This window comes from Streptomyces sp. NBC_00162, assembly GCF_024611995.1.
In the GTDB taxonomy this organism is placed as follows: domain Bacteria; phylum Actinomycetota; class Actinomycetes; order Streptomycetales; family Streptomycetaceae; genus Streptomyces.
In genome coordinates this window covers 1802692-1815557 of the sequence record NZ_CP102509.1, presented here as the reverse complement: position 1 = coordinate 1815557, position 12866 = coordinate 1802692, and the positions used below count along the sequence as shown (strand labels likewise).

10 protein-coding genes are annotated in these 12866 nt (G+C 73.4%); 7 read left to right on the top strand and 3 right to left on the bottom strand.

The features are described 5' to 3' along the window. Nucleotides 1-2: 2 nt before the first annotated feature. A complete protein-coding gene (locus JIW86_RS09085; RefSeq protein ID WP_257553301.1) occupies nt 3-1412 on the bottom strand; it encodes a family 2B encapsulin nanocompartment shell protein in 1410 nt (469 codons plus the stop codon). A gap of 305 nt (nt 1413-1717) precedes the next feature. Here JIW86_RS09085 and JIW86_RS09080 point away from each other — a divergent pair, with 305 nt between their 5' ends. Next, nucleotides 1718-3025, top strand: a complete 1308-nt coding sequence (locus JIW86_RS09080; protein ID WP_257553300.1) for a hypothetical protein — start codon at nt 1718-1720, stop codon at nt 3023-3025. A 217-nt stretch (nt 3026-3242) separates the two neighbouring features. Here JIW86_RS09080 and JIW86_RS09075 read toward each other — a convergent pair whose 3' ends face one another. Next, nucleotides 3243-4400 (bottom strand): family 2 encapsulin nanocompartment cargo protein terpene cyclase, encoded by a 1158-nt coding sequence (locus JIW86_RS09075; RefSeq protein ID WP_257553299.1) that lies wholly within the window; start codon nt 4398-4400, stop codon nt 3243-3245. A 285-nt stretch (nt 4401-4685) separates the two neighbouring features. On the opposite strand from JIW86_RS09075, the gene JIW86_RS09070 reads away from it, so the two are divergent. From JIW86_RS09070 to JIW86_RS09060, 3 genes are all read left to right on the top strand, one after another. Then, nucleotides 4686-6101 carry a family 2B encapsulin nanocompartment shell protein gene (locus tag JIW86_RS09070; protein ID WP_257553298.1) on the top strand — a complete coding sequence of 472 codons (1416 nt, stop codon included), beginning with the start codon at nt 4686-4688 and terminating at the stop codon, nt 6099-6101. A gap of 184 nt (nt 6102-6285) precedes the next feature. After that, a complete protein-coding gene (locus JIW86_RS09065; RefSeq protein WP_257553297.1) occupies nt 6286-7959 on the top strand; it encodes a glycoside hydrolase family 71 protein in 1674 nt (557 codons plus the stop codon). Nucleotides 7960-8072: 113 nt separating this feature from the next. Then, entirely contained in the window at nt 8073-9215 is a 1143-nt protein-coding gene (locus JIW86_RS09060; protein WP_257553296.1) for an aminotransferase class V-fold PLP-dependent enzyme, read from the top strand. Between the two features lie 7 nt (nt 9216-9222). On the opposite strand, the gene cobF is transcribed toward JIW86_RS09060, so the two are convergent. Beyond that, nucleotides 9223-9975 (bottom strand): precorrin-6A synthase (deacetylating), encoded by a 753-nt coding sequence (gene cobF, locus JIW86_RS09055; protein ID WP_257553295.1) that lies wholly within the window; start codon nt 9973-9975, stop codon nt 9223-9225. A gap of 18 nt (nt 9976-9993) precedes the next feature. Here cobF and JIW86_RS09050 point away from each other — a divergent pair, with 18 nt between their 5' ends. From JIW86_RS09050 to JIW86_RS09040, 3 genes are read left to right on the top strand one after another with little or no spacing between them, the layout of a single operon-like run. Continuing rightward, nucleotides 9994-10749: a (Fe-S)-binding protein gene (locus JIW86_RS09050; protein WP_257553294.1), complete on the top strand. Its 756-nt coding sequence runs from the start codon at nt 9994-9996 to the stop codon at nt 10747-10749. Next, nucleotides 10746-12230 (top strand): lactate utilization protein B, encoded by a 1485-nt coding sequence (locus JIW86_RS09045; RefSeq protein ID WP_257553293.1) that lies wholly within the window; start codon nt 10746-10748, stop codon nt 12228-12230. The genes JIW86_RS09050 and JIW86_RS09045 overlap by 4 nt, the downstream gene beginning before the upstream one ends. Beyond that, complete coding sequence (locus JIW86_RS09040; RefSeq protein ID WP_257553292.1) at nt 12227-12865, top strand: LutC/YkgG family protein; 639 nt, start codon at nt 12227-12229, stop codon at nt 12863-12865. Before JIW86_RS09045 ends, JIW86_RS09040 begins: the two co-directional genes overlap by 4 nt. Nucleotide 12866: the final 1 nt, after the last annotated feature.

Below are 12866 nucleotides of genomic sequence, written 5' to 3'. Positions count from 1 at the left end.
CCTCAGTCGTCGAAACGGGAGATCTCTACGTTCTCCAGCACCCCGACGGCGTCGGGCACGAGGATCGCCGCCGAGTAGTAGGCCGTGACCAGGTAGGAGATGATCGCCTGCTCGTTGATGTTCATGAAGCGGACGGACAGGCCCGGCTGGTACTCGTCGGGCAGCGCCACCGGATGCAGCCCGACGACCCCCTCGTTGTCCTCGCCCGTACGCAGGACCAGGATCGAGCTGGTCCGCTCCGGCGTCACCGGGATCTTGTTGCAGGGCAGCAGCGGCACCCCCCGCCAGGACGGGAGCCGGTGGCCCTGGAAGTCCACGCTGTCCGGGTACAGGCCGCGCCGGCTGCATTCGCGGCCGAAGGCGGCGATGGTGCGCGGATGGGCCAGGAAGTACTGCGACCCGCGCCGGCGGCTGAGGAGTTCGTCCATGTCGTCGGGGGTCGGCGGGCCGGTGCGGGCATAGATCCGCTGCTCGTAGTCGGCGTTGTGCAGCAGCCCGAACTCCGCGTTGTTGATCAGCTCGCTTTCCTGACGCTCCTTCAATGCCTCGACGGTCAGGCGAAGTTGCTGCTCGGACTGGTTCATGGGCTGGTTGTAGAGGTCGGCGACCCGGGAGTGCACGCGCAGCACGGTCTGCGCGACGCTCAGCTCGTACTCGCGCGGGCTCAGGTCGTAGTCGACGTACGTGCCGGGCAGCATCACCTCGCCGGTGTGGCCGGCCGACAGGTCCACGGCGTCGCTGCCCCGGCGGCCGACTCGCTCCGCCTCCAGATAGGCCTCCGCGTGCCGGCGCAGCGCGGCGGAGCTGTTCAGGGCCGCGTCCCAGTCGCCACGGTTGAAGGTCATCGTCACCACGTCGGTCTGGGCGCGGGCGGTGAACTCCCAGCGGGCGTCGGGCAGCGGATGGTGGCCGAAGTGGTCGCCGTCGCTGAGCACGCCCAGGCTGGCCTCGTCCCCGTACGCGCCGACGCTCAGCCGCTCGATGCGTCCGTGGGCGATGAGGTAGATCTTGTCGACGGGTTCATCGCGCCGGACGATCACGTCGCCCTTGCGGAACTCCTCCTTGACGAACCGGTCGGCGATGGCCTTGACCACCTGGTCGTCGGGGAAGTACCGGAGCATGCCCAGCTCGCGCAGCATCGCCGGGATGACCCGCAGTTCGGAGCCGGTCTTCACGAAGGTGATGCGCCCGTCGCCGAGGGTGTAGCTGACGGTGCGGTTGACCCGGTACGTGCCGCCGCCCGTCTGTACCCACGGCAGGATCCGCAGCAGCCAGCGCGAGCTGATCCCCTGCATCTGCGGGGCTGACTTGGTCGTGGTGGCCAGATTCCGGGCGGCCTCGGTGCTCAGGCTCTGCCGTGCTGCGGCGGTCAGGTGCTCGGCGCTCGCTTCGGCGCTGGGGTCGACGGACATGGCGGGCCTTCCTCTCGGTCGGTCTTCCTGGGAGCTGCGCGGATGCTCGGCGCGGTGGAGCGCCCCGTACGGAGGCCTCGGGTGCGGGGGCGGCGTGCGGGAGTGACCGGGAGGAACGATCCCGCTCCGTGTGATCTGCTGTGCTCCCGTACGCCAGGGCCACGCGGTGTGACCGCGTGCCGCCGAGCGCACACGTCTTAGTTAGGGGCAGGACGGCCTCACCCGGTACATCCGTCTCCGCCCCGCCGTGTTGAATGTCCGACCGCGTTGAATGGATGGACACGTGTACGAGCTGGGCGGTTCTGATGGCCAAGCGTGAACCCAACGGACGACTCCGCACCCTCCTCACCGACGCGCGCTGGAGCGGGCAGGACTTCGCGCGCGCCGTCAACGGCGTGGCCGCCGAGACCGGCCTCACCCTGCGTTACGACCGGACCTCGATATCGCACTGGCTGGCCGGCACCCGGCCGCCCGCGCACGTCGTCGCCCTCGCCGCCGAGGCGCTGAGCCGCCGTACCGGGCGGCGGATCAGCCCGGCCGACACCGGGCTCGCCCGGCCCGCCGGGGTCGGCGCCGGGGTCCGGGCGCGCGACCGCCCCGGCACCGAACCGCACGGTGCGGACGCCTTGGCCCTGCTGGGCGAGATCCCCGTCTACTCCTCCGCGTGGCGGCCCCCGGGCTGGCCGCCGCCGGGCCCGGCCGGGGCTCCCGCGCGCTCGTCGGGGCGGATCGGGGCGGAGCACGTGGAGGCGGCCGAGGCCGTCCTGCCGGTCTTCCGCAACGCCGACATGATGTTCGGCAGCGGCCTGGCCCGGCCCGCCCTGACCCGCTACCTCGCCACCACCGTGGCGCCCTGGCTGCGGGCGGGCGCCGCCCCCGCGGTACGGCACCGGCTGCTGGGCTGCGCCGCGCGGCTCGCGTACACCGCGGGGTTCCTGTGCTTCGACGGCAACCAGCAGGGCGTGGCGCAGGCGTACTACCGGGCGGGGCTGAGGCTCGGCCAGGAGGCGGGGGATCCCGGGTGCTGGGCGCCCGTACTGCGGGCCATGAGCGTGCAGGCCCACCACCTCGGACACCGCAAGCAGGCGTGGGAGCTGGCGGAGGCGGCCGCCCGGGAGGCAGGACGGCTGCCCGCCCTCCAGGCCGCCTTCGTCACCGGGCAGCTGGCCGTCGCGGAGGCCGCCTGCGGCGACCGGCGGGCCGCGGTGGCCCATCTGGCCGAAGCGGAGCGGCTGTTGGAGCGGACGGACGGGCAGCGCGCCGCCATCGGCGACTACCACCACGCCGCGCTCGCCCATCAGCAGGCCGAAGCACTGGCCGCCCTCGGGGACGCGCGGGGTGCGATCACCGCGCTCGGCACCTCACTGCGCCGCCGGCCGCCGGGAGAGCGGCGGGCGCGCGCCGTCACCCTGGCCCGGCTCGCCGAACTCCAGCTGAACCAGGGCCACGTGGAACGGGCCTGTGCCACCTGGCACGAGATGCTGGACGCGGTGCCCCAGCTGGACTCCGCCCGGGTCGACGACGCCCTGCGGCGGCTGCGCGGCCGACTCCAGCCGGTACGCGGCAACCGCACGGCGCGGGCGCTGCTGGCCCGCGCCTGCGCCCTCACCTAGGCCCTGTCCGGGCGATCTTCGCGGGCCCGCGTGGCCTGGCACGGCACCTCGCCGCGTTGTCGCATCGCGCGAGTACGGCCAAGTACGAGCTGCGATGTCCCCCAGCTACCGCTGGGAGGTGCCCCCACCGCCTTGCGATGCACCGCACCAGACCACGCGGGCTGACCCACGAAGATCGCCCGGACAGGACCTAGGGGGTGCCAGAACCTGGGGAGTGTCAGGCCGGTCCGTGGTAGCGGGGGCTCGTGGCGTGCCACTCCTTCGCTCCGCCCATCCAGTTCCAGACCCCCTCCAGGAAGCGGCCCAACGCGGGTGAGCCGAGGGCGGCCAGGGCCGCCGACTCCGCCTCGACCGTGTGCATCACGTCGTCGTGGATCGCCGCCGTGCGGTTCACCGCCTCCTGGAGGGAGCAGTGCTCCTCGGCCGCGATCAGGTCGGGGAGGTTGGTGTCGGCGCCATCCTCCCGGGCCATCGAATAGAGGTCGTTGAGCAGGCAGGTGGCCACCCCCGCATACATGTACGTACGCCGGACCCGGGCGTCCGCGAACTCCGGCGCGGGCACCTCGTAGCCGCCGAGCGGATCGGTCAGCACCATGCAGGGGAAGAAGCCGTTCTCGTACCGGTGAACCAGGTACTCCCAGACCGGCGGCCGACGGCCGGACATCCGCCACTCGGCCTCGTGGTTGTACCCGACGAACATCACGGCCAGCTGGTAGCGCAGGCGGGTCACCTGGGTCGGGGAGGCGAACTCGGCGAGGTGCTCGAGGCTGGAACGGAAGGCGCGCAGCACCGGCTCGGCCGCCACCCGCTCCTCGAACTGCCGCTCGTAGCCCGCCGGCAGGCGCACCGGGTCGACCACGGCGTGCGCGAGCGCCGTGCGCAGGCCGAGCAGCCCGGGGTCGGCGTCCTCGCCCTCGTCGGCCCAGTGATCGTCCACGGACCACTCGGAGAGCCCGCATTTGGCGGCCGCCAGCAGCCGGTCTGGGTCGTCGCAGTCCGGGTGCGCGAGCATCATCAGGCGGCCGAAGTGGCAGGCGCGCAGCGCGTCCAGGCGGCCCGCGTAGATCCCGGTCTCGGCCGCCCACAGGACGAGCCGGTCGTTGACGACATCGGCCAGCGCCGGGTCGTCCCGGACGGCGTCGGGGCAGTACAGCGGGGGGATGACGATTCCCGGGCCGGTGCCGGTGCCGGTGCCGGTGCCCGTGCCGGTGCCCGTGCCGGTGCCCGTGCCGGTGCGCGTGCTCGGGGGGGGATCGGTGCGCGGGGGCGAGGCGCCCAGGCCGCTGCGGCCGCCGAGCAGCCGGCGCAGGACCTCCGCCGGATCGGCGGCGGGCACGCGTGGACGGCCCGGGGCGTGGGCGGGGGCGCGGTCCATGGATCCTCCTGCGGGTCGGCACACCCACCCATGGAGCGCGGGCCGGCCAGGGATCCGGTAGCCCCGGGGCCACCGGACCTGTTGAAGATCCGGCGGCGTTGAAAGCCCGTACGGCAGTCCGTACGGCCGCCCGTGCGCCAGGCCGTTCGTACAGGAGTGCAGGGCTTCAACCGGCCGGGATTTTCAACAGACGCCCGGGCCGGTGCGGCTACCGCGCGCCCCACCCGGCGCCCCACCGTGGGCGTGCAGCACGCTCCGCGTGACCGACGCAGGGAGGAACCCCGCATGACCGCAGAGGCGCAGCCACCCCTGACCTCCGCCGACGACCGGCAGCTGAGCCTGAGCACCGCCGCGGCCCGCAATCTCGCGACGACCACCAAGTCCGTTCCCCAGATGCAGGGCATCAGCTCGCGCTGGCTGCTGCGCATGCTGCCCTGGGTGGACCTCGGAGCCGGCACCTATCGCGTCAACCGCCGCCTGACCCATGCCGTGGGGCGCGGCCGGGTCTCGTTCGTCCAGGCCGGCGCGGACGACGTACGCATCCTCGCCCCCACCCTCACTGAACTGCCCACCCTCAAGGGGTACGAGGACACGGCCGTCCTGGAGGAACTGGCCCTGCGCTTCGTCAAGCGCGACCTGCGCGCCGGCGACGGGCTCGTGGAGGCGGGAGCCCCCGTCGACGAGGTGTTCATCATCGCCCACGGCCGCTTCGAGAAGCGGGCCGAGGGCAAGTACGGCGGCGCCGAACTCCTCGGCGTCGTGGCCGACGGCGACCAGCTCGGCGACGACGCCCTCGGCCAGACCGACCCGCGTTGGGGGTACGGCGTACGGGCCTCGACCGCCGGGACCGTCATGGTGCTGCGCTGGAGCTCCTTCCAGGAGGTGCTCGGCCGCGCGGCGAGCCTGCGCACCCACCTGGACCAGTACGTGGAGAACGGCCGCAGGCCCGTCAACCGGCGCGGCGAGGCCGATATCGAGCTGGCCTCCGGCCACGCGGGCGAGGCCCTGCTGCCCGCCACCTTCGTCGACTACGAACTGCGGCCGCGCGAGTACGAACTGAGCCTCGCCCAAACCGTGTTGCAGATCCACACCCGGGTAGCCGACCTCTACAACGACCCGATGAACCAGTTCGAGCAGCAACTGCGCCTGACGGTGGAGGCGATGCGCGAACGACAGGAGTCCGAGCTCCTCAACAACCGCGACTTCGGGCTCCTGCACAACGCCGACTACGGACAGCGCATCAGCGCCTGGTCCGGCCCGCCCACCCCCGACGACATGGACGACCTGCTCAGCATGCGCCGCGGCACCAAGTTCTTCCTCGCGCACCCCAAGGCCATCGCCGCCTTCTTCCGCGAGTGCAACAAGCGCGGCCTCGCCCTGGACACCGTGGAGGTCCACGGCAAGCAGGTGCCGTCCTGGCGCGGCATCCCCGTGCTGCCCTGCGGCAAGATCCCCGTCGTCGGCGGCCACACCAGCTCCATCCTGGCCCTGCGCACCGGAGAGGACAACGGAGGCGTCATCGGCCTGCGCCCGGCCGCGATCCCCGAGCAGATCGAACCCGGCCTCAACGTCCGCTGCATGGGCATCGACCAGAAGTCGGTCATGTCCTACCTGGTCAGCTCCTACTACTCGGCGGCGATCCTCGTCCCCGACGCCATCGGAATCCTGGAGAACGCCGACATCGCCGCCACGCGCTCCTGACCGGGGCCGATACCAGGAACAGTTGTCCGGAAGCCGGTCATGGGCTCTACTGCTGTGCAGCCCCCCACTGGGGGGCATGTGCGGGGGAGGGACCAGGATGAGAGCGGACCGGCGGACTGACCGGCGGGCACAGCGGCCGACTGACCGTCGGGCACAGCGGCGGCCGGAGCGGGCGGCCCGGCCGGTGTCGCACCGGCGCCGATCGGGGTTCCGCGGCCGCAGGCCGCTGCTGACCCTGCTGCTCTCCGCCTTCCTCCTCGTCGGGGTGTGCGCGGCCGCCGGCCTCGCCTGGGACCCCTTCAACGCGACCTCCGCGCACGGCAGTCCGGACCCGGGCATCAGCGTCCCGTCCGCCGGTCCGGTCGGCGGCAGCCCCTCGCCCGGCGACCCCGGACCGGCCGCCCAGCAGCCCGCCGAGAGCCCGCCGCCGACCGAGGGCGCGGCCGCCAAGGGCAACCCCGGGGGCGCGACGGACACCGGGGCGGCGCGCCCCGCCGGCGCCCTGCCCTTCGACATGCCCCAGCCGGCCGCCCTGCGCTCCGGCGAAGCAGGCAAGAAGCTGGTGTTCGCCCACTACTTCACCCCGTACCCGCTCTCCCTCGACAACGCGCGCGCGGACGGCGACTACTACACCCGCAACTACCTGAACCCGGACGGCGAGAGCGGCAAGCACGGGAAGTACGGCGGCCTGCTCCGCGACCGGCCGCTGCCCGTCGAACCCAAGACCGGCGACTGGGAGTACGCCAACCTCCAGCAGGAGGTGCGCACGGCCCGCGCGGCGGGCATCGACGGGTTCACCCTGGACGTGCTGTCCCTCTCCGGCCGGAACTGGGACCGCTGCAACCTGCTGATGGCGGCGGCCCGTTCGGTCGACCCGGCCTTCAAGATCATGCTGATGCCCGACATGACCTCGCTGAAGACCGACGACCCGGGCGTGCTCGCCGACGCGATCGCCACGCTCGGCGACGCCCCGGCCGCCCACCGGCTCCCCGACGGCCGGCTCGTCGTCTCCCCGTTCAAGGCGGAGGAGAAGAGCGTCGCGTGGTGGACCGAGGCCCTGGAGATCCTGCGGTCCAGACACGGCGTCCGCACCGCCTTCGTCCCGCTGTTCCTCGACTTCGGCGCCCACAGCGACGCGTTCGCCCCCATCAGCCACGGCTTCTCCGAGTGGGGCAGCCGCAGTTACGTCGGCCAGGAGAGCAACACCCGCGACGTCCGGCGGGCGCACGGCCTGGGCAAGATCTGGATGCAGCCCGTCTCGGTCCAGGACGCCCGCCCCAACCAGGGCATCTACGACGAGGCCGGCAACACCGCCACCCTGCGCTCCACCTGGACGCACGCCATCGAGGACGGGGCCGACTGGGTCCAGCTCACCACCTGGAACGACTACTCGGAGGGCAGCCAGTTCGCGCCCTCCCTGCACAACGGGTACGCCTATCTGGATCTGACCTCCTACTACCTCACCCGGTTCAAGACGGGCGGCTGGCCGAAGATCGTCCGGGACACGCTGTACCTCACCGCCCGCACCCAGTTCGCGGCCGCCGACCCGACGGGCGACCAGTCGCTGCTGATGGCGCCGCGCAAGGGCACCGCCGCGCCCAGGGACACGGTGGAGGTGCTCAGCTTCCTCGCCGGGCCCGGAGTCGTCCGTACGGCCGTCGGATCCGCGAAGGACACCCACGAGGCCCCCGCGGGCGTCCACTCCGAGCTGCTGCCGCTGAAGGCGGGCACCACCTCGGCGGCCGTGGTGCGGGGCGGGAAGGCCGGCGCGGAGGTGCGGCTGCCGTACCCGGTGGACGGCACGGTGGAGGTCCAGGACCTTCAGTACTACGCGGCGACCAGCGGGCGGGAACGGTAGGGGAGCGGCGAACCCGGGGCAGGCCACTGTGTCGCGATTGGCCTTGTCGGGCCGCGCGCCGCCCTTGGATGATCCGGAAGCAGCCCCGCCGCACCCGCCACCCGGAGGTACCCGTGACCGAGCCCGCCACCCCGACCGCATTCCCCGGCGGCGGCGCCCTCTTCCGGCTGGACCCGGCCGTCAGCCACCTCAACCACGGCTCCTACGGAGCGGTCCCCGTCCCCGTCCAGGAAGCCCAGGAGGCGCTGCGTGCCGAGGCCCACGCCGACCCCGACGCCTTCTTCAACGGCGTCTCCGATCGGCTGGCCAGGGCCCGGGACCGGATCGCGGCCCAGCTCGGGGCGGATCCCGAGGGCATCGCCTTCATCTCCAACGCCACCGAGGGCGCCAACCTCGCGCTCGACGCCATCCCGCTCGCCGACGGCGACGAGATCCTGGTCACCGACCACGGCTACGGCACCGTGACCGCCGCGGCCGCCCGCCGCGCGCCCGTCACCACGGTGGCCCTGGACCCGCGCCTGCCCGACGAGGACGCCGTGCGCGAGGCCGTGCTGGCGGCGCTCACGCCCCGCACGAAGGTGGCCCTGCTCGACCACGTCAGCTCGCCGACCGCCCGCCTCCTCGCCGGCCCCCGGCTCCTCGCGGACCTCGCCGCGCGCGGGATCACCACCGTCGTCGACGGCGCCCACACCCCCGGCACGCTGGCCGAGCCGATCGCCGCCGGAGCCGACTTCTGGTTCGGGAACCTGCACAAGTGGGGCTACGCCCCGCCCGGCAGCGCGCTCCTCGCCGTGGCCCCCGCCCACCGGGCCCGCGTCAGGGCCCTGGTGCCCTCCTGGGAGGACCACCGCGGCTTCCCCCGCTCGGTCGAGTACCGGGCCACCGCCGACTACACCGGCTGGCTGGCCGCCCCCGAGGGCCTCGGCCTGCTCGACCGCCTCGACGCCGCCAAGGTACGGGCCCACAACAGTGCGCTCGCCGCCTACGGCGCGGATCTGCTCGCCCGGCTTCCCGGGTTCACCGTCCTCCCGCACACCCCGGGCCTCCCGATGCGCTCCGTCCTGCTGCCGCCCGGCGTCGCCGAGACCCAGGACGCCGCCCGGGCCATGCGCGAGGAACTCGCGGCGAAGCTCCGCATCCGGGTCCTGGTCTGGCCCCGGCCGGGCGGCGGCGGCCTGCGCGTCTGCGGGCAGGTCTACAACCACCCCGAGGAGTACGAGCGCCTCGCCGCGGCCCTGCCCGCGTTCCTGGGGTAAGGGGGGCTCAGCCGCGCCTGAGCAGGTAGGTGTCCATGATCCAGCCCTTGCGGGTGCGGGCCTCGGTGCGCAGCTCCTCGATCCGCCCGGCGACGTCCGCGAGCTTGCCCTGGACCAGGATCTCGTCCGGGGTGCCGACGTAGGCCCCCCAGTAGATGAACAGGTCCTGGTCCAGGTGGGCGGTGAAGGCGTGCCGCGCGTCCAGCATCACCACCACGTCGTCCACGTCCTGCGGCCAGCCCTCGGCCAGCCGCCGCCCGGTGGTGATCTGGACCGGGCGGCCCACCCGGTTCAGATTGGTCCGGTGCCGTGCCAGCAGCGCCGAGACGCTGCTGATGCCCGGCACCACCTCGTGCTCGAAGGCCACCCGGCCGCGCTCCAGCACCTCGTCGAGGATCGCGAGCGTGGAGTCGTACAGCGAGGGGTCGCCCCACACCAGGAACGCCCCGGTCTCGCCCTCCGCCAGATCCTCCGCGATGAACCGCTCGAAGAGCTCGGCCCGCGCGCTGCGCCAGCCGTCCACCGTCGGGGTGTAGTCGGCCGGGGTGCGGTCCCGGTCCGGGTCGCGGCCCTCCACCAGCCGGTGGCCGGGGCGGGCGTGCTCGTCGAGCATCGCGCGCCGCAGCCCGGTCAGATCCGCCTTCTCCTCGCCCTTCTCGAGGATGAGGAATGCGTCCGCCGCGCCGATCGCCCTGACCGCCTGGAGGGTCAGGTGGTCCGGGTCGCCCGCGCCTATGCCGATCACTGAGAACTTCTTCACGCCGCTATTCTGCCCGTCATGCGCGTCGCCCTGTTCGTCACCTGCGTCAACGACGCGCTGTACCCGCGCACGGGCATCGCCGTCGTACGCCTCCTGGAGCGGCTCGGCGTCACCGTGGACTTCCCGGCGGCCCAGAGCTGCTGCGGGCAGCCGCAGTACAACACCGGCTACCGGCACGAGGCCGAACCGCTGATGCGGCGCACGGCCGAGGCCTTCGCCGGGTATCCGTACGTGGTCACCCCCTCGGGGTCCTGCGCCGCGATGATCCGCGAGCACTACCCGCGGATGGGCCGGAAAGCGGCGGGGGAGGGGCGCGGCACTTCGCTCGCCGAGGCCGCCGACTCGCTCGCGCCGCGCGTGTACGAGCTGAGCGAGTTCCTGGTCGACGTGCTCGGGGTGACCGACGTCGGCGCGTACTTTCCGCACACCGTCACCTACCACCCCTCATGCCACGGCCTGCGCGCCCTCGGGCTCGGAGACCGGCCGCGGCGGCTGCTGGCCGCCGTCAGGGGCCTGGAGCTGGTCGAGCTGCCCGGCGCCGAGGAGTGCTGCGGTTTCGGGGGCACCTTCGCCGTGAAGAACCCGGACGTGTCCGCCGCGATGGGCGCCGACAAGACCGGCAGCGCGGCCGCCACCGGCGCGGAGGTGCTGTGCGGCGCCGACAACTCCTGCCTGGCCCACCTCGAGGGCCTGCTGCGCCGGGCCGGGACCCCGCTGCGGGCCGTGCACCTCGCCGAGATCCTGGCCGCGACCGAGGAGGAGCCCCTGTCATGACCGGCACGCATCTCGGCATGCCCGCGTTCCCCGAGGCGGCCCGCGAGGCCGTACGGGACGGCGTACTGCGGGCCAACCTCCGGCACGCCACGCACACCATCCGCGACAAACGGGCCCGCGCGGTCGCCGAACTCGCGGACTGGGACCGGCTGCGGGCCGCCGGCAAGGCCGTCAAGGACCACACCCTGCGCCACCTCGACCGCTACCTCCTCCAGCTGGAGGCCGCGGTGACCGCCGCGGGCGGCACGGTCCACTGGGCCGCCGATGCGGACGAGGCCAACCGGATCGTGACCGGCCTGGTGCTCGCCACCGGCGAGCGGGAGGTCGTCAAGGTCAAGTCCATGGCCACCCAGGAGATCGGCCTCAACGAGGCGCTGGAGGCCGCCGGGATCGCCGCGTACGAGACCGACCTCGCCGAACTCATCGTCCAGCTCGGCCACGACCGGCCCTCGCACATCCTGGTCCCGGCGATCCACCGCAACCGCGCCGAGATCCGCGACATCTTCCGTACGGAGATGGGCCGTTGGGGGCGGCCGGCACCCGAAGCGCTCGGTGACGACCCGCGCGAACTCGCGGAGGCGGCCCGGCTGCACCTGCGCGAGAAGTTCCTGCGGGCCAAAGTCGCCGTGTCCGGCGCCAACTTCATGGTCGCCGAGACCGGCACCATGGTCGTCCTCGAGTCCGAGGGCAACGGCCGGATGTGCCTGACCCTGCCCGAAACCCTGATCTCGGTCGTCGGCGTGGAGAAGGTCGTCCCGACCTTCCGGGACCTGGAGATCTTCCTCCAGACCCTGCCGCGTTCCTCGACGGCCGAGCGGATGAACCCGTACACCACGATGTGGACGGGGCTGGGCCCTTCACGAGGGGCGGACGGCGACGGACCCACCGCCTTCCACCTCGTCCTCCTCGACAACGGCCGCACCGACACCCTCGCCGACGAGGTGGGCCGCCAGGCCCTGCGCTGCATCCGCTGCTCCGCCTGCCTCAACGTCTGCCCCGTCTACGAACGCGCCGGCGGCCACGCCTACGGATCCGTCTACCCGGGCCCCATCGGCGCCATCCTCAGCCCCCAACTACGCGGCACCAGCAGCGAGATCGACGCCTCGCTGCCCTACGCATCCACCCTGTGCGGCGCCTGCTACGAGGTCTGCCCCGTCGCCATCGACATCCCCGAAGTCCTCCTCCACCTGCGCGAACGGGTGGCCCAGGGCGGCCCGGTGACCCGGGACGGCATCCGCGTCACGCTCCGCCCCGCGCACGGCCACACCGCCGAACGGGCCGCCATGCGCGCCGCCCGGCTGCTCCTGGACCATCCCGGCGCGCTCCGTGCGGGGATGCGGCTGCTCGCCCGGGCCCGCAGGCTGCGGCCGCGCCGGCTGCCCGGCCCGGGACGGGCCTGGACCGACACCCGCGAACTGCCCGCCGTCCCGGCGGAGTCCTTCCGCGACTGGTGGACCCGAGAACGGGGGAACCCGCAGTGACCAGCAGGGACCGCATCCTGGCCCGCATCCGCCGCGCCGCCGCGGGCGGCCCCGAGGTGGACATCCCCCGGGACTACCTGCGCGTGCACGGCGCGCGCACCCCGGCACAGACCGCGGACCTGCTCGCGGCGAACCTCGCCGAATACCGGGCCCGGGTCCACCGCGCCGACGAGGGCGGGCTCGTGCCGCTGCTGGCGCGGCTGCTCGCCGCGCGGGGATCGCGGCAGGTGCTCGTACCGGCGGGCCTGCCCGTCCGGTGGACGGCGGACGTGGACGCCACCCTGGTCCCCGACCGGCAGACGTCGACCATCCGTGAACTCGACGGCGTGGACAGCGTCGTGACGGGCTGCGCCCTGGCCGTCGCCGAGACCGGCACGATCGTCCTCGACGCGGGCCCCGGGCAGGGCCGGCGCCGGATCACCCTGATCCCCGACCACCACGTCTGCGTGGTCCGGGTCCCCGACCAGGTCGTCGACTCGGTCCCGCAGGCCCTCGAACGCCTCGACCCCACCCGCCCGCTGACGTGGATCTCGGGCCCCTCCGCGACCAGCGACATCGAACTCGACCGGGTGGAGGGTGTGCACGGCCCCCGCGCCCTGGACGTGATCCTCCTAACAGCGCCCGGCGCACAATAGG